19 protein-coding genes are annotated in these 20,823 nt (G+C 63.3%); 10 read left to right on the top strand and 9 right to left on the bottom strand.

The window, feature by feature from the left end; translation table 11 throughout:
* Window positions 1-115: 115 nt before the first annotated feature.
* From AACG97_RS00760 to dprA, 3 genes are all read right to left on the bottom strand, one after another.
* A complete protein-coding gene (locus AACG97_RS00760) occupies window positions 116-430 on the bottom strand; it encodes a hypothetical protein (protein ID WP_144187314.1) in 315 nt (104 codons plus the stop codon).
* A gap of 675 nt (window positions 431-1,105) precedes the next feature.
* Window positions 1,106-1,663 (bottom strand): L-threonylcarbamoyladenylate synthase, encoded by a 558-nt coding sequence (locus tag AACG97_RS00755; protein WP_015268440.1) that lies wholly within the window; start codon window positions 1,661-1,663, stop codon window positions 1,106-1,108.
* Window positions 1,664-1,704: 41 nt separating this feature from the next.
* Entirely contained in the window at window positions 1,705-2,802 is a 1,098-nt protein-coding gene (gene dprA / locus AACG97_RS00750) for a DNA-processing protein DprA (protein WP_047150050.1), read from the bottom strand.
* Window positions 2,803-3,010: 208 nt separating this feature from the next.
* On the opposite strand from dprA, the gene def reads away from it, so the two are divergent.
* From def to AACG97_RS00725, 5 genes are read left to right on the top strand one after another with little or no spacing between them, the layout of a single operon-like run.
* Window positions 3,011-3,517: a peptide deformylase gene (def, locus tag AACG97_RS00745; RefSeq protein ID WP_009682343.1), complete on the top strand. Its 507-nt coding sequence runs from the start codon at window positions 3,011-3,013 to the stop codon at window positions 3,515-3,517.
* Between the two features lie 60 nt (window positions 3,518-3,577).
* Window positions 3,578-4,510, top strand: coding sequence for a methionyl-tRNA formyltransferase (gene fmt, locus AACG97_RS00740; protein WP_125855491.1), 933 nt, complete (start codon window positions 3,578-3,580; stop codon window positions 4,508-4,510).
* Window positions 4,507-5,817, top strand: coding sequence for a 16S rRNA (cytosine(967)-C(5))-methyltransferase RsmB (gene rsmB, locus AACG97_RS00735; RefSeq protein WP_125855490.1), 1,311 nt, complete (start codon window positions 4,507-4,509; stop codon window positions 5,815-5,817). The genes fmt and rsmB overlap by 4 nt, the downstream gene beginning before the upstream one ends.
* A gap of 23 nt (window positions 5,818-5,840) precedes the next feature.
* Window positions 5,841-7,214 (top strand): Trk system potassium transporter TrkA, encoded by a 1,374-nt coding sequence (trkA, locus tag AACG97_RS00730; RefSeq protein ID WP_009682347.1) that lies wholly within the window; start codon window positions 5,841-5,843, stop codon window positions 7,212-7,214.
* A gap of 11 nt (window positions 7,215-7,225) precedes the next feature.
* Complete coding sequence (locus AACG97_RS00725) at window positions 7,226-7,534, top strand: tetratricopeptide repeat protein (RefSeq protein ID WP_009682348.1); 309 nt, start codon at window positions 7,226-7,228, stop codon at window positions 7,532-7,534.
* 504 nt (window positions 7,535-8,038) lie between these two features.
* Here AACG97_RS00725 and AACG97_RS00720 read toward each other — a convergent pair.
* Window positions 8,039-8,926, bottom strand: a complete 888-nt coding sequence (locus AACG97_RS00720) for a lysophospholipid acyltransferase (protein ID WP_125855735.1) — start codon at window positions 8,924-8,926, stop codon at window positions 8,039-8,041.
* Between the two features lie 41 nt (window positions 8,927-8,967).
* On the bottom strand, window positions 8,968-9,519 hold the full coding sequence (locus tag AACG97_RS00715) for a DNA-3-methyladenine glycosylase I (RefSeq protein WP_009684690.1): 552 nt from the start codon (window positions 9,517-9,519) through the stop codon (window positions 8,968-8,970).
* An 83-nt stretch (window positions 9,520-9,602) separates the two neighbouring features.
* Between AACG97_RS00715 and glyQ the strand changes: the two genes are divergently transcribed.
* From glyQ to AACG97_RS00695, 4 genes are read left to right on the top strand one after another with little or no spacing between them, the layout of a single operon-like run.
* On the top strand, window positions 9,603-10,550 hold the full coding sequence (gene glyQ, locus AACG97_RS00710) for a glycine--tRNA ligase subunit alpha (protein WP_003253126.1): 948 nt from the start codon (window positions 9,603-9,605) through the stop codon (window positions 10,548-10,550).
* Window positions 10,547-12,598 (top strand): glycine--tRNA ligase subunit beta, encoded by a 2,052-nt coding sequence (gene glyS / locus AACG97_RS00705; protein ID WP_232555028.1) that lies wholly within the window; start codon window positions 10,547-10,549, stop codon window positions 12,596-12,598. Before glyQ ends, glyS begins: the two co-directional genes overlap by 4 nt.
* 3 nt (window positions 12,599-12,601) lie before the next feature.
* Window positions 12,602-13,129 (top strand): D-glycero-beta-D-manno-heptose 1,7-bisphosphate 7-phosphatase, encoded by a 528-nt coding sequence (gene gmhB, locus AACG97_RS00700; RefSeq protein ID WP_009684688.1) that lies wholly within the window; start codon window positions 12,602-12,604, stop codon window positions 13,127-13,129.
* 46 nt (window positions 13,130-13,175) lie between these two features.
* A complete protein-coding gene (locus AACG97_RS00695; protein WP_029886430.1) occupies window positions 13,176-13,961 on the top strand; it encodes a lysophospholipid acyltransferase family protein in 786 nt (261 codons plus the stop codon).
* A 321-nt stretch (window positions 13,962-14,282) separates the two neighbouring features.
* Here the strand turns inward: AACG97_RS00695 and AACG97_RS00690 are convergent, their stop codons facing one another.
* Together AACG97_RS00690 and AACG97_RS00685 are read right to left on the bottom strand one after the other, a co-directional pair.
* Entirely contained in the window at window positions 14,283-15,902 is a 1,620-nt protein-coding gene (locus AACG97_RS00690) for an MFS transporter (RefSeq protein ID WP_115293186.1), read from the bottom strand.
* A 97-nt stretch (window positions 15,903-15,999) separates the two neighbouring features.
* Window positions 16,000-17,646 carry a GMC family oxidoreductase gene (locus AACG97_RS00685; RefSeq protein WP_125854597.1) on the bottom strand — a complete coding sequence of 549 codons (1,647 nt, stop codon included), beginning with the start codon at window positions 17,644-17,646 and terminating at the stop codon, window positions 16,000-16,002.
* 176 nt (window positions 17,647-17,822) lie between these two features.
* On the opposite strand from AACG97_RS00685, the gene AACG97_RS00680 reads away from it, so the two are divergent.
* Window positions 17,823-18,710: a LysR family transcriptional regulator gene (locus tag AACG97_RS00680; protein WP_029886432.1), complete on the top strand. Its 888-nt coding sequence runs from the start codon at window positions 17,823-17,825 to the stop codon at window positions 18,708-18,710.
* Here AACG97_RS00680 and AACG97_RS00675 read toward each other — a convergent pair.
* Together AACG97_RS00675 and AACG97_RS00670 are read right to left on the bottom strand one after the other, a co-directional pair.
* The gene (locus AACG97_RS00675; protein WP_009684683.1) at window positions 18,699-19,517 is read right to left on the bottom strand and encodes a sulfite exporter TauE/SafE family protein; all 819 of its coding nucleotides are present in this window, start codon (window positions 19,515-19,517) and stop codon (window positions 18,699-18,701) included. The two genes, AACG97_RS00680 and AACG97_RS00675, sit on opposite strands and share 12 nt — an antisense overlap.
* Entirely contained in the window at window positions 19,514-20,785 is a 1,272-nt protein-coding gene (locus AACG97_RS00670; RefSeq protein WP_197885085.1) for an NAD(P)/FAD-dependent oxidoreductase, read from the bottom strand. The genes AACG97_RS00675 and AACG97_RS00670 overlap by 4 nt, the downstream gene beginning before the upstream one ends.
* Window positions 20,786-20,823 lie beyond the last annotated feature (38 nt).

Below are 20,823 nucleotides of genomic sequence, written 5' to 3'. Positions count from 1 at the left end.
CCCTGTGGGAGCGGGCATGCCCGCGAAGAAGCCACCGCGGTGGATGGCACCGGCTTTGCCGGTATTCGCGGGCGCGCCCGCTCCCACAGGTGCTGCGTCGGCTCTGAAAGCTGCGCTATGGCTGTGAGGGTCGGTTCGTCGGTGGCGGGGTCGACTCGATCCCATCGAGGATTGCCTCGACCACCCCCTCTGCCATTTCAATCGCATGCAGGTTCGACCAGAACATGCCACGGCCCTCTTCGCGCATGTAGTCCAGAGCTTTGTAGCCGGTTTCGTAGGCGCTGCGCAGGTACAGGGCTACATGGACCAGAGCGTCCTCGGCGGAAATGTTCGGGTTGACGGTGAAGAGCGGGTCATGGCCGGCGTCGCAGCGGCCGAACCTGCGGGTGGAGGTGCAGGGTAGGGGTGGATCGGGCACTATTTTTTTCATGGTTTGCTCCAGGCATGAGCTGGCGCCAAGCCGTTACCACACGGTTTAGGCGGCAGCTGTACGCGAGGTGGTAAACCGGGCTGGAGGCGCTCCCGGCAGGCACGAAGCCTCCCGCGCACAGCTGCCATAGCTGTGACGCCCCAAGCACATCCGGGTTACCACACCCGATCGCCAAGTTATTCGGCGACGGTTGAAGCCTAAGGGCAGAGGTTCCCACTGAGAAGGTGATGGCAGAGGACGCGGGTCGTAGGATATTTCCCAAGCCGCGAGCTGGACAGCCATTTTGGCAACAATCAGAAAACCCTGATGCACCTGACCGGATGGTATCTGTGCTGCAAGGCGCTCGCCGGCAGAGATTCGTCGCCTATGAGATCGAGCGCCGCCCGCGCGGCGCTCGGTCTCATAGGCGAAAAAGCTTCAAGGCTGACACCCGTCAGCCCTCACACGATCACCCGCCAGCCGAAACAAATCAGAAGGCGGTCGCGCGCGCCTCTCACAGACCTCACTGGCCCGAAACAAACGTAGGAGCGAGCGCAGCTCGCGATGCGCCGCGCGCGGGCGGCGCTCGGTCTCATAGGCGAAAAAGCTTCAAGGCTGACACCCGTCAGCCCTCACACGATCACCCGCCAGCCGAAACAAATCAGAAAAATCTGCGGTTAGGCTTGTGGACAGATATCAACCCGGCCGAACAACCTCACCGGTAGCCAGGTTGCGAATCACACTCGGATTCTTCCGCCCACCCAGCGCCCCACCCAGCACCAGGTCCAGCTGGCCATGGAAGTACTGCTCCACCCGCAACCGGGTCTTGGCCGCCGGGCGCCCGCCGGGGTTGCACGAGGTGGAAATCAACGGCCCCACCAGCGCGCACAGTTCGCGCACCACCGGGTGGTCACTGACCCGCAGCGCTACGGTGTCATGCTGCCCGGTCACCCACTCCGGCAACAGATCCTGGTGCGGCACCAGCCAGGTATTGGGCCCCGGCCAGGTGCTGCCCATACGGTCGATCCAGTCCTCGGGGAAATCTTCGAACAAAAAGTCGAACTGGCGGATATTGTCGGCGACCAGGATCAGGCCTTTATCCACAGGCCGCGACTTCAGCGCCAGCAGGCGGTACACCGCGTCCTCGTTCCAGGGGTCGCAGCCCAGGCCCCAGACCGCTTCCGTTGGGTAGGCGATTACTGCGCCCGCCCGGATCTCACGTGCGGCTTGTTGCACACGAAAACTGCTTACCATTGCTGTTACTCCGCCTATGAACTTGCCTGTGCGCAGTGTACTTAGCCCGCGCGGGCAAACCAACGCCCGGCTTCATTGCTGACCCGCCCCTCCAGTTCCAGCTCGGTCAATTGCGCAAGCACTTCGGCCAGTGGCAACTCGCTGCAATGGGCCAGGCTTTCGCTGGTCTGTGGCGCCGCGTGCAGCAAGGCCAGCAGTGGGTGGTCGAACTTGTCCACAACCGCAGGTGGCAGGTTCTGCCAGCCCTGCAGGCTTTCCATGATCTGCTCCACGGTTTCCACCAGCAGCGCGCCGTCGCGAATCAACTGGTGGCAGCCCTTGGCCCCAGGGTGGTGGATGGAGCCCGGAATGGCATACACCTCGCGGCCTTGTTCTGCCGCCAGCCGCGCCGTGATCAGCGAACCACTGGCCAGGCTGGCCTCAACCACCAGCACACCCAGCGACAAGCCACTGATGATGCGGTTACGCCGGGGGAAGTTGCTGGGCTGTGGCCCGGCATCCAGCGGGTACTCGGAAACCAGCGCGCCGCCGCTGTCGATAATCGCCTGGGCAAGCGCGGTGTGCCGCTGTGGATAAAGTTTTTGCAGCCCTGTGCCGAGCACCGCGATCGTACCCCCACCGGCCTGTATTGCGGCCCGATGAGCGGCGCCGTCGATACCTACTGCCAACCCGCTGGTAATCGTGAAACCGGCCTGGGCCAGGTAACGGGAAAACGCCGCGGCGGTATCGAGGGCTGGCGGTGAAGCGCGCCTGCTTCCCACAATTGCCAGCTGCGGGCGCTCGAGCAGGGCAGTGTCGCCGGCGACAAACAGCAATGGCGGAGCGTCATCGATTTCCCCCAGCAGCGGCGGGTAACCAGGGCCGTCAAACATCAGTAAATGCTGGCCCGGCTGCTCTAGCCAGGCCATCGCCGCCAGGGCCCCATCGCGCACTTCGGCACTGCGCCGCGCGTCGATTGCTGCCTGGGGAATGCCCAACGCGCGCCAGGCGCCGGCCGGTGCGCACAGGGCAGAAGATGCGCTGCCAAACGCCTCCAGCAACGTGCAAAAACGCCGCAGGCCGGTGTCCGGCAAGCGGTGCAGACGCAGCCGCGCTTCCAGTTCAGCCGGCGCAACAGGCGACGAATGGTGATTCGACATGGGGATCATCCTTGATCTGAAAAAGGGCCATCGGCGTGGCACAAGCTGTGGATAACTGTGTTGATAACGGTTTGACAACCTGTCTATCGAATAGCCGACAAGCAGGCCCTGAAAACCCTAGACGAGCTTTCACAGGTGCTGAAATCCACGTTTGCCTTTATTATGTGTGCTCAGTTTTCAACCAAACGCACAGTGACTGCCTGACCTTATGGCCATCTTGAACATTCTCGAATTCCCCGACCCGCGCCTGCGCACCATCGCCAAGCCGGTGACGGTGTTCGACGACGCCCTGCGTCAGCTGATCGACGACATGTTTGAAACCATGTACGAAGCCCCCGGCATCGGCCTGGCCGCGACCCAGGTCAACGTGCACCAGCAGGTCGTGGTGATGGACCTCAGCGAAGACCGCAGCGAACCGCGGGTCTTCATCAACCCTACGGTCGAAGAGCTGACCGACGACATGGGCCAGTATCAGGAAGGTTGCCTGTCGGTGCCGGGCTTCTACGAGAACGTCGACCGCCCGCTGCGGGTACGGGTAAAAGCCCAGGACCGCGACGGCAAGCCGTTCGAGCTGGAGTGCGAAGGCTTGCTGGCGGTCTGCGTGCAGCACGAATTCGATCACCTCAACGGCAAGCTGTTTGTCGACTATCTGTCGCAGCTCAAACGCGACCGGATCAAGAAGAAACTGGAAAAGCAGCACCGCCAGCAAGCCTGATCCCCACCTTCCAGAAGGCTTGCTCCGGCAAGCCTTTTTCTTTTTTGAAGCGAGAACTCCATGCGCATCGTCTTTGCAGGCACCCCAGAGTTTGCTGCCGAACACCTCAAGGCCCTGCTCGACAGCCCTTACGAGATCGTGGCCGTCTACACCCAGCCTGACCGCCCTGCCGGCCGTGGCCAGAAGCTGATGCCCAGTGCGGTCAAGGCGCTGGCCGTGGCCCATGGCATCCCGGTACTGCAGCCGCAAACCCTGCGCAACGCCGAGGCGCAAGCGGAACTTGCCGCACTGCAGCCAGACTTGATGGTCGTGGTTGCCTACGGCCTGATTCTGCCGCAGGCGGTGCTGGATATCCCCCGTCTGGGCTGCATCAACAGCCACGCCTCCTTGCTGCCGCGCTGGCGCGGTGCAGCGCCGATCCAGCGTGCCGTGGAAGCCGGCGATACCGAAAGCGGTGTCACCGTGATGCGCATGGAAGCCGGCCTGGATACCGGCCCGATGCTGCTCAAGGTAGCCACCCCGATCAGCGCCGAGGACACCGGCGGTAGCCTGCATGACCGCCTTGCGCAAATGGGCCCGCCCGCCGTCGTGCAGGCCATCGCCGGCCTGGCCGACGGGTCGCTGCAAGGCGAGGTGCAAAACGATGCCCTGGCCACTTATGCACACAAGCTGAACAAGGACGAAGCGCGCCTCGACTGGCGCCGCCCGGCCGTCGAGCTGGAGCGCCTGATCCGTGCCTTCAACCCTTGGCCGGTGTGCCACAGCACCCTCGATGGCGAGAGCGTGAAGGTGCTGGCGGCCAACGTGGCGGCAGGTAAAGGTGAGCCGGGCGAGATCCTGTCCGCCAGTAAAGATGGCCTGGTGGTTGCCTGTGGTGACCAGGCACTGAGCCTGACCCGCCTGCAACTGCCCGGTGGCAAGGCGCTGACCTTCAGCGACCTGTTCAACAGCCGCCGCGAGAAGTTCGCCGCCGGCAAGGTACTTGGCCAATGAACCCACGCCTCGCCGCCGCCCGTGCCCTTGCCGCTGTACTCAGCGGCAAGGCTTCATTGAACAGCTCGCTGCCGGCGCAACTGGACAAGGTCGATGAGCGCGACCGCGGCCTGACCCAGGACCTGGCGTTCGGCACTGCACGCTGGCAGCCCCGGCTCCACCTGCTGGCCGCCCAGCTGCTGCAGAAGCCGTTCAAAGCCGCAGACGCCGATGTGCAGGCGCTGCTGCTGGTCGGCCTGTACCAGCTGTTCTACACCCGTATTCCGGCCCACGCCGCAATTGGCGAGACCGTGGGTTGTGCCGACAAACTGAAGAAACCCTGGGCCAAGGGCCTGCTCAATGCCGTGCTGCGCCGCGCCCAGCGCGAAGGCGAAGCGCTGCTGGCCGGCATGGAGCGCGACCCCGTGGTACGCACCGCCCACCCGCGCTGGCTGCAAAAGGCGCTGAAGGCCTTCTGGCCAGAGCAGTGGGAGGCCATTTGCGCCGCCAACAATGCGCACCCGCCGATGATCTTGCGGGTCAACCGCCGTCATCACAGCCGTGACGCCTACCTGGGCCTGCTGGCCGACGCGGGCGTTGCCGCCAGCGCCTGCCCCTACAGCCGCGATGGCATCGTGCTGGCCGAAGCCTGCGACGTACGTGGCCTGCCAGGCTTCGCCGAGGGCTGGGTGAGTGTGCAGGACGAAGCCGCGCAGCTGTCCGCTGACTTGCTGGAGCTGGCCGCCGGCCAACGCGTGCTCGACGCCTGTTGCGCGCCCGGCGGCAAAACCTGCCACCTGCTGGAAGCCGAACCTGGCCTGGCCCACCTGACAGCCATCGACCTTGAGGGCAAGCGCCTGACCCGCGTGCGCGAGAACCTCGACCGCCTGCAGCTCGATGCCGAGCTGATCGCCTGCGACGCCCGCGACACTGCCAGCTGGTGGGACGGCAAACCGTTCCAGCGCATCCTGCTGGACGCCCCCTGCTCGGCCACTGGCGTGATCCGCCGCCACCCGGACATCAAGCTGACCCGCCAGGCCGACGACATTCCGGCCCTGGCCGCGCTGCAAGGTGAACTGCTCGATGCCCTGTGGCCCACACTGGAAGTAGGCGGCATGCTGCTGTATGCCACGTGCTCCAGCCTGCCGACCGAGAACACGCAAGTGATCGAGGCCTTCCTCGCCCGCACCCCCGGCGCGCGGGAGCTGGACCTGGCCACCGAGGCCGGCCTGCGCCAGCCGCACGGCCGCCAGTTGCTGGCCCAGGAAGGCGGCCACGACGGGTTCTACTATGCCAAGCTGATCAAGATCGCCGCCTCGCGCGGGTAAGCACAAAGGGTAGGGAGTAGCGGATGAAAATCATCATCCTCGGCGCAGGGCAAGTGGGCGGGACGCTGGCAGAGCACCTGGCCAGCGAGGCCAACGACATTACCGTGGTCGATACCGACGGCGACCGCCTGCGCGACCTGGGCGACCGCCTGGACATCCGCACCGTGCAAGGCCGCGGCTCGCTGCCGACGGTGCTGCGCCAGGCCGGTGCCGACGACGCCGACATGCTGGTGGCGGTAACCAACAGCGACGAAACCAATATGGTTGCCTGCCAGGTGGCCTATTCGCTGTTCCACACCCCGACCAAGATTGCCCGGGTACGCGAGTCGGCCTACCTGACCCGTGAAGAGCTGTTCGACAATGACCACATCCCGGTCGACGTGCTGATCAGCCCCGAGCAGGTGGTGACCAACTACATCAGGCGCCTGATCGAACACCCAGGGTCGCTGCAGGTGATCGACTTCGCCGAAGGCAAGGCGCAGCTGGTGGCCGTGAAGGCTTACTACGGCGGGCCGCTGGTGGGCCAGCAGCTGCGCCAGATCCGCGCGCACATGCCTAACGTGGATACCCGTGTGGCCGCCATTTTCCGCCGCGACCGGCCAATCACCCCGCGTGGCGACACGGTGATCGAAGCCGATGACGAGGTGTTCTTCATTGCCGCGAAAAAAGACATCCGGGCAGTGATGGGCGAGTTGCGTCGCATCGACCAGACCAACAAGCGCATCGTCATTGCCGGTGGTGGCCAAATTGGCGAGCGCCTGGCCGAAGCCATCGAAAGCCGCTATCAGGTGAAGATCATCGAGATGAGCCCGGCCCGCTGCCGGCACCTGTCCGATACGCTAGACAGCACCGTGGTGTTGCAGGGCAGCGCCTCGGACAGGGACCTGATGCTGGAAGAAAACATCGCCGACGCCGATATCTTCCTGGCCCTGACCAACGATGACGAAGCCAACATCATGTCGTCGCTGCTGGCCAAGCGCCTGGGTGCAGGCAAGGTGATGACCATCATCAACAACCCAGCCTACGTCGACCTGGTGCAGGGGGGTGAGATCGACATTGCCATCAGCCCGCAGCTGGCGACCATCGGCACCCTGCTGGCCCACGTGCGCCGGGGCGACATTGTCAGCGTGCACTCGCTGCGCCGTGGCGCAGCCGAAGCGATCGAGGCGGTGGCCCATGGCGATGCCAAGTCGAGCAAGGTCGTTGGCAAGGCGATAGCGGACATCAACCTGCCGCCGGGTACCACGATCGGCGCGATCATCCGTGCCGAAGAGGTCATGATTGCCCACGACAACACCCTGATCGAATCGGGTGACCATGTGATCCTGTTCGTTGTGGATAAAAAGCACATTCGCGATGTGGAGAAGCTGTTCCACGTCGGCTTGAGTTTCTTCTAGGAGCAAAGGGCATGCGCGAGTCGCTGGAGAAGATGCTGGCCAAGGGTGTGGATAACCCGTTGCTGCGTTTCGGGCTGGGCAAGGCCTGGCTGGATGAAGGTAACGGTGCAGAAGCTGCGGTGCACCTGGCGCGCTGTGTAGAGCAGGACCCGAAGTACTCGGCAGCCTGGAAGCTGCTGGGCAAGGCCTGTCAGTTGCAGGGTGACCTGGCGGCGGCGCGCAAGGCCTGGGAGGATGGGATCGTGGCGGCACAGGCCCACGGGGACAAGCAGGCCGAGAAAGAGATGACCGTTTTTCTCAAGAAGCTGAACAAGGCTTGAGATAGCCGGGGCTGCTTTGCAGCCCATCGCAGGCCAGCCAGCTCCCACAGGGGTCGCCTTAGGGCTGACAGGTGTTTGCCACAAGGTATGGCAGCGCCTGTTGGAGCGAGCGCCGCCCGCGCGGCGCAATCGCGAGCTGCGCTCGCTCCTACGTTTGTTTCGGGCCAATTATTCCTGTGGGATTCGCGCGCGAACGCCTTGGTGCATGCCTCAATATCGCGCCGTACAAACAAGGCGGCCGCGCGCGCCTGTCACAGGCGTTACTGGCCCAAAACAAACGTAGGAGCGAGCGCAGCTCGCGATTGCGCCGCGCGGGCGGCGCTCGATCTCACAGGCGCTGAAGATGCTCCGGCTACCCTTGCCAGGAACCATAGAATCTCCCACAGGGACCGCAGCAGGGCTGACAGCTGTTTGCCGCAAGATGTGCAGCGCCTGTGAGCCCTGATGCGATCCCTGTGGGAGCTGGCGTGCCAGCGAATGGGGCGCAGAGCGCCCCCAGAGATCTCAATACCAGCGCGGCTCGCCAGCCGGGCGCTTCTTGAAGCGCTTCATGCTCCACATGTACTGGCTCGGGTACTCGCGCACATAACGCTCGACCACCTTGGTCATCGCCGCCGCCGACTCATTCACGTCGGTGCTGTACATTGCTTGCGGCGCAGCTTCGAGAAACACCTTGAAACCCGAGCCATCCGGCAGGCGCAAGGCATGCAGGAACACCCCCACCGCCTTGCCGCCCGCCAGCATGTTCGGCACGAACTTGCTGGTCAGTGCCTGGGTACCGAGAAATGGCACGAACACGCCTGCCGATTCGGCTGGCTCCGGGTCAGCGGGGATGCCCACCTGGCCGCCCCGGCGCACCTCCTTGATCACGCTGAGAATGCCTTCCTTGGTCGAAGGCGCAACGCGGTTGCCCATCTGTACGCGCTGCTCACGCAGCAGGTCATCCACAGCCTTGAGCTTGGGCGGGCGGTAGAAAATGATCGGCTTGCACTGGTTGCAATAGAAGTGGTTGAGCACCTCCCAGTTACCCAGGTGGCTGGTGATGCCCACAACACCCTTGCCAGAGGCCAGGGCTTGCTCCAGCACTTCCAGGCCGTGCACTTCCTTGACCAGTTCCAGCGAGCGCTGTGGCGGCCAGATCCAGGCGCAGGCGCTTTCCACAAACGACTTGCCAATGTCCCGCAAGGCTTGGCCAACCAGTTGCTCACGGGCAACCGGGTCCATCTCGGGGAAACACTTGGCCAGGTTGATGCGCACCACGTTGCGTGAACCGTTGGGGATCTTCCACATCAGCCAGCCGATGCCGGCGCCCACGCGCTGTACAGCGCCCCAGGGCAGCTTGGCAAACAGGCGCAGCACCCCGACCATCAGGGCGCCCTTGAACTTTTCCACAGGCGAATTCCTTATTTCAGCAAGGTGCGCATTGTAACCCTTCAACGAACCAGGGCGGCGTAACGATCGCAATCGATGGTGTGGTCCATGACCATGCCGGTGGCTTGCATGAAGGCATAGCAGATGGTCGGGCCGACAAAGGTGAAGCCGGCTTTCTGCAGCGCCTTGCTCATGGCCTTGGCCTCATCGGTGACCGCCGGCACGTCAGCGCGGCCCTGGAAGTGATTGATCTTCGGCGCACCGCCCACGAACGACCACAGCCATTCGGCGGGGTTATCCACAGCCAGCCAGGCCTGCGCATTGCGCCGGGCAGCCTTGAGTTTGAGGCGGTTGCGGATGATCCCGGGGTCCTGCATGAGCGCTTCGATGCGTTCGTCGCTGAGGGTGGCCAGTTTGACCGGGTCGAACCCGTGCATCACCTCGCGGTAACGCTCGCGTTTGCGCAAAACGGTGATCCATGAAAGCCCGGCCTGGAACCCTTCGAGCAAAAGCATCTCGAACAGCAACGCCGGATCGCGCTGCGGCGTTCCCCATTCCTGGTCATGGTAGGCCTGGTACAACGGATCGTCGGTACACCAAAAGCAGCGTGGCATAAGGCTCCAATGAGTAGAGGGCGAGGCGAATCAGGTTATACTCCCGCTCTTTACATCCGCATCCCCAGATACAGGTGAATTTCGTGAGCCAGCCTACGCCAGCCGTGCGTACCTTCCAAGACCTGATCCTCGCCCTGCAAAACTACTGGGCAGCTCAAGGTTGTGTGGTGCTTCAGCCCTACGATATGGAAGTAGGCGCCGGCACTTTCCACACCGCAACGTTCCTGCGCGCCGTGGGTCCAGAAACCTGGAACGCCGCCTACGTGCAGCCTAGCCGTCGCCCTGCCGACGGGCGGTATGGCGAAAACCCCAACCGCCTGCAGCACTACTACCAGTTCCAGGTGGTGCTCAAGCCGAACCCGGCCAACTTCCAGGAGCTGTACCTGGGCTCGCTGAAAGCCATTGGCCTGGACCCGCTGGTGCACGACATTCGCTTTGTCGAAGACAACTGGGAATCGCCGACCCTCGGCGCCTGGGGCCTGGGCTGGGAAATCTGGCTGAACGGCATGGAAGTCACCCAGTTCACCTACTTCCAGCAGGTAGGTGGCATCGAGTGCTACCCGGTCACCGGTGAAATCACCTACGGCCTCGAACGCTTGGCCATGTACATCCAGGGCGTCGATTCGGTCTATGACCTGGTGTGGGCCGACGGCCCGTTCGGCAAGGTCACCTACGGTGACGTGTTCCACCAGAACGAGGTGGAGCAGTCGACCTACAACTTCGAACACGCCAACGTCGACAAGCTGTTCGAACTGTTCGACTTCTACGAAAGCGAAGCCAACCGCCTGATCAAGCTGGAGCTGCCGCTGCCGACCTATGAAATGGTGTTGAAGGCCTCGCATACCTTCAACCTGCTGGACGCCCGCCGCGCCATCTCGGTGACCGAGCGCCAGCGCTACATCCTGCGTGTGCGTACCCTGGCCCGGGACGTGGCGCAAAGCTATCTGCAAGCCCGCGCACGCCTGGGCTTCCCGATGGCCACCCCCGAACTGCGTGACGAAGTGTTGGCTAAGCTGGAGGCTGCACAATGAGTGCTCAAGATTTCCTGGTAGAACTGGGCACTGAAGAGCTGCCTCCCAAGGCCCTCGCCAGCCTCGGCGACGCCTTCCTGGCCGGCATCGAAAAGGGCCTGCAGGCCGCTGGCCTGAACTACACCGGCAAGCAGGTCTATGCTGCGCCGCGTCGCCTGGCCGTGCTGATTCGCCAGCTGGAGGTGCAGCAGCCTGACCGCAGCATCAACATCGACGGCCCCCCCCTGCAGGCTGCTTTCAAAGACGGCGAGCCGACCCAGGCTGCCCTGGGCTTTGCCAAGAAGTGCGGTGTAGAGCTGGCCGAAATCGACCAGAGCGGCCCCAAGCTGCGTTTCTCCCAGCACATCCCAGGCAAAGCGACCGTCGGCTTGCTGCCGACCATCGTCGAGGACTCGCTGAACGATCTGCCCATTCCCAAGCGCATGCGCTGGGCCGCCAGCCGTGAAGAGTTCGTGCGCCCGACCCAATGGCTGGTCATGCTGCTGGGCGACCAGGTGGTCGATTGCACCATCCTGTCGCAGAAGGCCGGCCGTGAATCCCGTGGCCACCGCTTCCACCACCCGGAAAACGTGCTCATCACTGCCCCCGCCAACTACGTCGAAGACCTGCGCAAAGCCTACGTGCTGGCCGACTTCGCCGAGCGCCGCGAGCTGATCAGCAAGCGTACCGCAGAGCTGGCCATGCAGCAGGAAGGTACGGCCATCGTGCCACCGGCGCTGCTGGACGAAGTGACCGCGCTGGTCGAGTGGCCGGTGCCGCTGGTGTGCTCGTTCGAGGAGCGTTTCCTCGAAGTGCCGCAGGAAGCCCTGATCACCACCATGCAGGACAACCAGAAGTACTTCTGCCTGCTGGACAGCGAAGGCAAGCTGCTGCCGCGCTTCATCACCGTGGCCAACGTTGAAAGCCGCGACCCGAAGCAGATCGTGCAAGGCAACGAGAAAGTCGTGCGCCCACGCCTGACTGACGCCGAATTCTTCTTCAAGCAGGACAAGAAGCAGCCGCTGGAAACCTTCAACGAGCGCCTCAAGAACGTGGTCTTCCAGGCTCAGCTGGGCACTGTGTACGACAAGGCCGAGCGCGTTTCCAAACTGGCTGCCTTCATCGCCCCGCTGATCGGCGGCGACGCCCAGCGCGCCGGCCGGGCCGGCCTGCTGTCGAAATGCGACCTGGCCACTGAAATGGTCGGCGAATTCCCGGAGATGCAGGGTGTTGCCGGTTACTACTACGCGCTCAACGACGGTGAGCCGCAAGACGTCACCCTGGCGCTGAACGAGCAGTACATGCCACGCGGTGCTGGTGCCGAGCTGCCGCAAACCCTCACCGGTGCCGCCGTGGCCATCGCCGACAAGCTCGACACCCTGGTGGGCATCTTCGGCATCGGCATGCTGCCAACCGGCAGCAAAGACCCGTACGCCCTGCGCCGTGCAGCGCTGGGTGTGCTGCGTATCCTGATCGAGAAGCAGCTGGACCTGAACCTGACCGGTGCGGTGGAATTCGCGGTCAAGCAGTTCGGTGCCAAGGTCAAGGCTGCCGGCCTGGCCGAGCAGGTGCTGGAGTTCATCTTCGACCGCCTGCGTGCGCGTTACGAGGACGAAGGCATCGATGTGGCCACCTACCTATCGGTACGTGCCCTGCAGCCAGGCTCGGCGCTGGACTTCGACCAGCGTGTACAGGCGGTGCAAGCGTTCCGCAAGCTGCCCGAAGCCGAGGCCCTGGCCGCGGTCAACAAGCGTGTGTCGAACCTGCTGAGCAAGGCAGAAGGCGCCATCGCCGAGCAGGTCGAGCCGAAGTACTTCGACAATGCCAACGAGTTCTCGCTGTACTCGGCCATCCAGCAGGCCGACCAGGCCGTGCAACCGATGGCTGCTGCACGGCAGTACAGCGAATCGCTGGCCCGCCTGGCAGCCCTGCGCGACCCGGTTGATGCCTTCTTCGAGGCGGTCATGGTCAACGCCGAAGACGCCAAGGTACGTGCCAACCGCTACGCCCTGCTCAGCCGCCTGCGCGGCCTGTTCCTGGGTGTGGCCGACATCTCGTTGCTGGGGTAAGCCTTGAAACTGCTGATTCTCGACCGTGACGGGGTGATCAACTACGACTCCGACGCCTACATCAAGACGCTGGAAGAGTGGGTCCCGATCCCTGGCTCGGTCGCAGCGATCGCGCAGTTGAGCAAGGCGGGCTGGACGGTGGCCGTGGCCACCAATCAGTCCGGTATCGCCCGTGGCTATTACCCGCTGGCAACCCTCGAGGCCATGCACGCGCGCCTGCGCGCGCTGGTGGCCGAGCAGGGCGGCGAGGTTGGCCACATCGTGTATTGCCCGCACGGCCCGGATGAAGGCTGCGATTGCCGCAAGCCCAAGCCAGGCATGCTGCGGGCGATCGCCGAGCATTACCAGGTCGGCCTTGAAGGCGTCTGGTTCGTTGGCGACAGCAAAGGCGACCTGGAGGCCGCCCTGGCCGTCGGTGCACAACCCGTGTTGGTGAAAACCGGCAAAGGTGAGCGGACCCTGGCAAAAGGTGTTCCGGAAACTACACTGATTTTCGACGATCTGGCAGCTATCGCCAGAGAACTAATTTAAACAGTGCGCCTGCGGGCGCATTTTTCTCAGGCGGGCATGCCCCGCAATGGTACAAGCCACTATGTCGATCCTGCAGGCGATCAGAATCTTTCTTTTTTACCTGCTGCTGGGCACCAGTTCGTTGCTGTGGTGCTCGCTGAGCTTTTTCGTCGCGCCGTTTCTGTCGTTCCCCAAGCGCTACAAGTTCATCAATGTGTACTGGTGCCGCTGCGCCTTGTTCCTCGTGCGGACGATTCTGGGCATCGACTACAAGATCACCGGTGCCGAGAACGTGCCGGCCGAGCCTTGCGTGATCCTGTCGAACCACCAAAGCACCTGGGAAACATTCTTCCTGTCGCAGTACTTCTCGCCGCTTAGCCAGGTGCTCAAGCGCGAACTGCTGTACGTGCCGTTCTTCGGCTGGGCCATGGCCATGCTGCGGCCGATCGCGATCAACCGCGACAACCCGAAGGAGGCACTGCGCCAGGTCGCGAGCAAGGGCGATGAGCTGCTCAAGCAGAAGACCTGGGTGCTGATCTTCCCGGAGGGCACCCGTGTACCGTTCGGCACGGTCGGCAAGTTCTCGCGCGGGGGCACCGCGCTGGCAGTGAATGCCGGGCTGCCGGTACTGCCGATTGCCCACAACGCCGGCAAGTTCTGGCCGAAAACCGGTTGGGGCAAGCGCTCGGGCACTATCGAGGTGGTGATTGGCGAGCCGATGTACGCCAACGGCACCGGGCCACGGGCCATTGCCGAGCTCAACGACCGCGCTCAGGCGTGGAACGAAGCGACCCAGCGGGCCATGGGCTCGCTGCCGCCAGCAGCAGAAGAACCGCAGGAGCAGATGGCGTGATATCTGTGGATAACTTGTGAGCACTTTTTCGTTGAAATGCTTGAAGTAAGCGATAAGTTATTGAATTGGCTGCTTATTTTCGCTTATGACATTTTTCTGAAAAGCGTGCATAAGTTTTTTCGGGGCATAAGAAAACCGGCTTTTACAGCCGGTTTTTTTTGGGCTCCATTTCCAGTACGCATCGCTTTGTGTAGGAGCGGCCTTGTGTCGCGATGGGCCGCAAAGCGGCCCCGGCAATGTGTGCATCAAGGCAGAAATCCTGGGGCCGCTGCGCGGCCCGTCGCGACACAAGGCCGCTCCTACAAGGATCCGCGCCCGCTTTCAGATCTTGTCGATATCCACATCCTTGGTTTCTTTCAGGCAGAAAATCCCCACCACCAAGCTGATGCCGGTCACCAGGATCGGGTACCAAAGCCCGTAGAAGATGTCCCCGGTGTACACCACCAGTGCAAACGACACGGTGGGCAGGAAGCCGCCGAACCAGCCGTTGCCAATGTGGTAGGGCAGCGACATCGAGGTGTAGCGAATGCGGGTCGGGAACAGCTCGACCATCACTGCGGCCAACGGGCCGTAGGTCATGGTCGCGATCAGGATCATCGCCACGATCAGCACCACGACCATCACCTGGTTGACCTGCGCGGGGTCAGCCTTGGCCGGGTAGCCTGCCTGCTCCACTGCCGCACGCATCGCGGCTTCGTCAAAGCCGTTGATGGTCTTGTCGCCCACATTCACCACTACCTCGCTGCCGGCTACGCTGACCGAGCTGTAAGGCAGGCCCTGTTTGACCAGGAAGGTCTTGACCTTGTCGCACGGGCTGTCGAAACGGGCCTTGCCGACCGGGTCGAACTGGAACGTGCAGCCTTGCGGATCAGCAGTGACCACGATCGGCGCCTGGCGGCTGGCGGCGTCAATTTGTGGGTTGGCATAGTGGCTCAAGGCCTTGAACAGCGGGAAGTACAGCACCGTGGCCAGCAGCAAGCCCAGCATCAGGATCGGTTTGCGCCCGATACGGTCCGACAGCCAGCCAAAAAACACGAAGAACGGCGCACCGATCACCACGCTGATGATCAGCAGGGTATTGGCCTGGGCCGGGTCTACCTTCAGCATCTGGGTCATGAAGAACAGCACGTAGAACTGCGCGGTGTAGAAGGTCACCGCTTGCCCGGCATTGATGCTGAACAGTGCGGTCAGTACGACTTTGAGGTTCGGCCACGAGGTGAACGACTCCCGGATCGGCGACTTGCTGACCTTGCCCTGGGCCTTCATTTTCACAAAGGCTGGCGACTCATGCATGCTCATGCGGATCCAGGTGGAAATGCCCAGCAGCACGATCGACAGCAGGAACGGCAGGCGCCAGCCCCAGGTTTCGAACTGATCGCCACTGACATAGCGGCTGCCCAGTACCACCAGCAACGACAATAACAGGCCCAGGGTGGCGGTGGACTGAATGAAGCCGGTGTGGAAACCGCGCTTGCCCGGGGGGGCATGTTCGGCCACATAAGTGGCCGCACCACCGTACTCACCGCCCAGCGCCAGGCCCTGCAGCATGCGCAGTATCACCAGAATGATCGGTGCGGCGATGCCGATGCTGGCATACGTGGGCAGCAAGCCCACGGCGAAAGTGGACAGCCCCATCAGTACGATGGTGACTAGGAAGGTGTATTTACGCCCGATCATGTCTCCCAGGCGGCCGAACACCAATGCACCGAACGGCCGCACAAGGAAGCCGGCAGCGAAGGCCATGAGGGCGAAGATGAAAGCGGTGGTGTCGTTCACACCCGCAAAGAACTGCTTGCTGATGACCGCTGCCAACGCGCCATAGAGAAAAAAGTCATACCACTCGAACACCGTCCCGAGGGATGACGCGAAAATGATCTTGCGTTCTTCACGACGGTTGGAACCGCTGGCCGCCGCAGCCTGCTCTTGAATGTAATCCGACATCGTTGCTGTCCTCGGCCCGCAGGCCACAGTGATTATTCTTGTTGTTCCACTGTCGGCAGCCTTCGACCGCAAGCTGCCGCTACTGCACGCACCCGGGTCAGGGCGTCGGTAACGCGTCTTCGTTCAGGTAGGTCTGGGTAGCAGCTCCTTTGAGAATCAGCTGTGCCGCCTTTTCGGCGATCATCAGGGTGGGGGAACAGGTATTGCCTGAGGTGATCTGCGGCATGATCGAGGCATCGGCCACGCGCAGGCCGGGGATGCCATGCACGCGCAACTGGTTATCCACAACGTCCATCGCGCCATTGCCCATACGGCAGGTACCCACCGGGTGGAAAATGGTAGTACCAATCTTGCCGGCTGCCTCGATCAGGTCCTGTTCGCTTTGCAGGGCCGCGCCAGGCAGATATTCCTCGGGCTCGAATACGGCCAGGGCAGGGGCCTGAACGATGCGCCGGGTAAGGCGGATGGCATCGGCGGCCACCTGCAAGTCCTGGGGGTCGCTCAGGTAGTTGGGGTCGATCAGCGGCGTGCTGTGCATGTCGGTGCTGCGAATATCGATACGCCCACGGCTGGCCGGGCGCAGGTTGCAGACCGAGGCGGTAAAGGCCGGGAAGCGGTGCAACGGCTCGCCGAAGCGCTCCAGCGACAGCGGCTGCACGTGGTACTGCAAGTTGGCGGTGGCCTGGTCGGGGCTGGACCGCACGAACGCGCCCAACTGGCTCGGGGCCATGGCCAGCGGGCCGCTGCGGTCGTAGAGGTAGCGCAGGCCCATGCCCATCTTGCCCCACAGGCTGTTGGCCATCTGGTTCAAGGTGCGGGTATTGCGGATCTGGTAGATCAGCCGCAATTGCAGGTGGTCCTGCAGGTTGCCACCCACGCCAGGCATGTGGTGGCGCACGCCAATACCCAGGCTTTCCAGCAATTGCCGGGGGCCAATGCCGGAGCGTTGCAGGATGCCCGGGGAACCGACCGCCCCAGCACACAGCACGATCTCGCGGCGAGCTGCAAACTCGTGCCAGGCACCTTGCCAAAATGCTTTCACCGCACGTGCGCGAGTATTGTTGAGCAACACCTGGTCAACCTGCACACTGGTAAGCACGGTGAGGTTGGCGCGATGCTGAACCGGCCGCAGAAACGCCTTGGAGGCATTCCAGCGCACGCCACTGCGTTGGTTGACCTGGAAATAACCACACCCCTGGTTATCGCCGGTGTTGAAGTCATCCACCTTGGCGATGCCGCTTTGCTCGGCGGCGTCGCGGAAGGCATCCAGTATCGGCCAGCTGTAGCGCTGGCGTTCGACCCGCCACTCGCCACCGCCGCCGTGGTGCTCGCTGGCGCCAGCAAAGTGGTTTTCACTGGCCTTGAACAGCGGCAGCACGTCCTTCCAGGCCCAGCCGGGGTTGCCCTGTTCGGCCCAGTGGTCGTAGTCGGCAGCCTGGCCACGCATATAGATCATGCCATTGATGGAAGAGCAGCCGCCCAGCACCTTGCCGCGCGGGTAGCCCAATGCGCGCCCACCCAGGCCGGGCTGGGCTTGGGTCTTGAAGCACCAGTCGGTGCGTGGGTTGCCAATGCAGTAGAGGTAACCCACGGGAATGTGAATCCAGGGATAGTTGTCCCGCCCGCCCGCTTCCAGCAGCAGCACGCGGCAACCAGGGTCGGCGGACAAGCGGTTGGCCAGCAGGCACCCGGCGGGGCCGGCGCCTACCACCACGTAATCGAAGACAGAATCGGCTGACGGCATGTGCAACCTCGGGCCTGATTATTATTCTTGTCCCGATCCATCTTAGTGCGTAATTTCGTGGGTGAAACACGCGATTTCGCGCAGCGGTTGTGCGTTTTAGCACAGCGGCAACTCTGTACAGGCCTCTTCGCGGGTTCACCCGCGAAAGGGGCCCACGAACAGCCATAAGGATCAGCATGTTCGACTGGAACGATCTGCGGTTTTTCCTCGAGTTGCAGCGCAGCGGCCGCCTGCTTACCGCCGCCAAGCGCCTCAATACCACCCATAGCACCGTGGCCCGGCACATCGAGCGCATCGAGGAAAGCCTGGGCACGGCCTTGTTCGTGCAACACGCCCAAGGCTATGAGCTGACCCCTTCGGGCCAGGCCCTGCTCAAGCACGCCGAAGCCATGGAGAACGTCGCCCTGCTGGCCCAGGAAGAAATCACCCAGGCCATCACCCCGCTGGGCAAGATCCGCCTGGGGGTCACCGAAGGCATTGGCATCATGTTCTTCACCCCGCGCATGAACGCGCTGTTCGAGCGCTACCCCGGGCTGGAAGTGGAGCTGGTGGCAGTGCCGAGGTTCGTCAGCATCCTCAACCGCGAAGCCGAGATCAGTATCCACCTGGAGCGGCCCAACGCCGACCTGCTGATCACGCGCAAACTCACCGACTACCGCCTGGCCCTGTATGCCAGCCAGGGCTACCTCGACCGCGCACCACCCCTGCGCAACCGCGAAGATCTGGCCCGCCACAGCTGGATCGGCTACGTCGACGACCTGCTGTTCAGCCAGGAGCTGCTGTTTCTCAACAGCTTCTGCCGGGCGCCCAATGTAGTCTTCCGCAGCACCAGCGTGATTGCCCAGCAGGTGGCCGCACGTGCTGGGCTGGGCATTGCAGTGCTGCCCAACTACATGGCCCGGCACGACCCGACCCTGGTCCGCGTACTGCCTGGCGAAACCATCCAGCGCAGTTACTGGATCTGTACCCGCCGCGAGCTGCACAAGTCGGTGCGCCTGCGGGTCGTATGGGATTACCTGCTGGCGCTGTGCGCAGAGCAACAGGGCGAGCTGTTAGCTCAGTAATGCCTTGCTGGCCAGCAGCAGGGCAGCGGCGCAACCTGCCACGGCAAACATCTGCTGCAGCCGTGGGCCGGCCAACCTGGCCGCCAGGGGGCGCGCCAGCAGCAAGCCAAGCACGGCGCCGACAGCGAACGGGCCACCCACTTGCCAATGCAGGACACCTGCAAGGCTGGCACTGATCACACTGCCGGCAGACACCAAGGCAATCACCGCCAGCGACGTGGAGACGATCGTGGCCATGCGCAGGTTGGTATAGCGGTTGAGCGCCGGAATGATCACGAACCCGCCCCCCACACCGAGCAGGCCAGACAGCAAGCCGGACAGCGCACCGGTGAATGCCAGGGCGCGAGCGCAGGGCAGGGTCCAGCGCAAGCGGCCCTGCAGCGGGTTCAGCACACAAGGCTCGATAAAGCGATGCGCATCGTTGGCTTCGCCACGCAGCTCCCTGGCCGCCTTGCGCCAGATACGCAGGCAGGCGTAGGTGAGCACACCGGCGAACACCAGTTGCAACGGCGTATTGGGCAAACGGTGCGCCAGCATCAACCCCAGTGGCGCTGCCGCCACCCCGATCAAGGCGATGAACAGTGCCGCCCGATAGCGCACCAGGCCGCGACGCAAACCCAGTACCGCGCCCACGGCTGCCGCCAGGCCAACCGCCAACAAGCCGACCGGTGCCGCCTCGACCATCGACAGGCCAAGGCCGAACACCAACAGGGGCACGGCAAGAATGCCTCCGCCGGCGCCCGTCAACGCCAGCACGGCGCCGATGATGGCCCCCAGGGCTGCGCCAAGCAGTTGAGTTTCGATCACTGCCCGCCCTCTGCTACCAACGGTTGTGGCCGTGCCAGCCACTCCCGCCCCTTGAGCATGCCTTGCCAGTACAGCGGCGGCAGGGCCTGGGCCTTGAGCAGCCAAGCCAGGCGGGTCGGCTTGCGACCGTCCAGCAACCAATTGGGGAAGCTGGGCGCCAGCTTGCCGCCATAGGTGAACTCGGCCAGCACGATCTTGCCGCGCTCGACCGTGAGCGGGCATGAGCCGTAACCGTCGTACTGGGCCAGTGTCTGCAACCGCCCCAGCGCTACCAGCACATTATTGGCCACTACCGGAGCCTGCTTGCGGGCCGCTGCAGCGGTCTTGGCGTTGCTGGTGTTGGCCACATCGCCCAAGGCGTGAACAGTGCTGTACTGGCGATGGCGCAGGGTGTGCGGGTCTACATCGACCCAGCCGGCACTGTCGGCCAATGGGCTTTCACGGATGAAGTCCGGCGCGACTTGCGGCGGAACCACATGCAGCATGTCGAAGGCCTCGACGCGGGTTTCGCTGCTGCCATCGGGCAGGCTACGTACGAAGGTGGCGCGTTGGTTGGGGCCGTCCACGGCGACCAGCCGATGGCTGAAATTGAGGTCCACGGCATATTTTTCGATGTACTGCATCAAGGCAGGCACGTAGTCGGCCACACCGAACAAGACTGCGCCGGCATTGAAGAAGCTGGCTTTGATCGCGCCCAGGTGACCGTGGCGTAGCCAATGGTCGCACGACAGGTACAGCGCCTTCTGTGGCGCGCCGGCGCACTTGATCGGCATGGGCGGCTGGCTGAACAGGGCACGGCCGTGCTTGAGCTTTTGCACCAGCTCCCAGGTATAGGGCGCCAGGTCGTAGCTGTAATTGGAGGTGACCCCGTTACGGCCCAAGGTCTCGCTGAGCCCATCAATGGCCCCCCAATCGAGCTTCAGGCCAGGGCAAACCACCAGTTGTTCATAGCCGATGGCCCGGCCATCTTCGAGCATGACCAACTGGCGCACCGGGTCGAAACCCTGGACGCGCGCCTTTACCCAGCGCACCCCGCTCGGAATCGTCGAAGCCATGGTGCGGGCAGTGCTCGCCGCGTTGAAAACACCAGCGCCGACCATGGTCCAGCCAGGTTGGTAGTAGTGCACCTCGGCTGGGTCGATCAAGGCCACATCCAGAGACGCGTCGCGGCTGATCAGGCTGGATGCAGTGGCGATCCCGGCGGCACCGGCACCGACGATGACCACTGTGTGGTGGTCGGTATGGGTAGTGGACGACAAGGCAGGCATGGCAATAAATCCTGGAAATCTGGTTATAGGGCAGGGCG

Origin of the sequence: Pseudomonas sp. Nvir, from assembly GCF_963778085.1 — a bacterium.
Taxonomy (GTDB): domain Bacteria; phylum Pseudomonadota; class Gammaproteobacteria; order Pseudomonadales; family Pseudomonadaceae; genus Aquipseudomonas; species Aquipseudomonas juntendi.
The sequence above is the reverse complement of the archived record's forward strand: the minus strand, read 5'-3'. Positions and strand labels throughout refer to the sequence as shown.

What these genes read in the sequence shown, in the direction of transcription:
- AACG97_RS00760 (WP_144187314.1), bottom strand. Translation starts at nt 430, where the DNA reads ATGAAAAAAATAGTGCCCGATCCACCCCTACCCTGCACCTCCACCCGC.
- AACG97_RS00755 (WP_015268440.1), bottom strand. Translation starts at nt 1,663, where the DNA reads ATGGTAAGCAGTTTTCGTGTGCAACAAGCCGCACGTGAGATCCGGGCG.
- dprA (WP_047150050.1), bottom strand. Translation starts at nt 2,802, where the DNA reads ATGTCGAATCACCATTCGTCGCCTGTTGCGCCGGCTGAACTGGAAGCG.
- def (WP_009682343.1), top strand. Translation starts at nt 3,011, where the DNA reads ATGGCCATCTTGAACATTCTCGAATTCCCCGACCCGCGCCTGCGCACC.
- fmt (WP_125855491.1), top strand. Translation starts at nt 3,578, where the DNA reads ATGCGCATCGTCTTTGCAGGCACCCCAGAGTTTGCTGCCGAACACCTC.
- rsmB (WP_125855490.1), top strand. Translation starts at nt 4,507, where the DNA reads ATGAACCCACGCCTCGCCGCCGCCCGTGCCCTTGCCGCTGTACTCAGC.
- trkA (WP_009682347.1), top strand. Translation starts at nt 5,841, where the DNA reads ATGAAAATCATCATCCTCGGCGCAGGGCAAGTGGGCGGGACGCTGGCA.
- AACG97_RS00725 (WP_009682348.1), top strand. Translation starts at nt 7,226, where the DNA reads ATGCGCGAGTCGCTGGAGAAGATGCTGGCCAAGGGTGTGGATAACCCG.
- AACG97_RS00715 (WP_009684690.1), bottom strand. Translation starts at nt 9,519, where the DNA reads ATGCCACGCTGCTTTTGGTGTACCGACGATCCGTTGTACCAGGCCTAC.
- glyS (WP_232555028.1), top strand. Translation starts at nt 10,547, where the DNA reads ATGAGTGCTCAAGATTTCCTGGTAGAACTGGGCACTGAAGAGCTGCCT.
- AACG97_RS00695 (WP_029886430.1), top strand. Translation starts at nt 13,176, where the DNA reads ATGGTACAAGCCACTATGTCGATCCTGCAGGCGATCAGAATCTTTCTT.
- AACG97_RS00690 (WP_115293186.1), bottom strand. Translation starts at nt 15,902, where the DNA reads ATGTCGGATTACATTCAAGAGCAGGCTGCGGCGGCCAGCGGTTCCAAC.
- AACG97_RS00685 (WP_125854597.1), bottom strand. Translation starts at nt 17,646, where the DNA reads ATGCCGTCAGCCGATTCTGTCTTCGATTACGTGGTGGTAGGCGCCGGC.
- AACG97_RS00680 (WP_029886432.1), top strand. Translation starts at nt 17,823, where the DNA reads ATGTTCGACTGGAACGATCTGCGGTTTTTCCTCGAGTTGCAGCGCAGC.
- AACG97_RS00670 (WP_197885085.1), bottom strand. Translation starts at nt 20,785, where the DNA reads ATGCCTGCCTTGTCGTCCACTACCCATACCGACCACCACACAGTGGTC.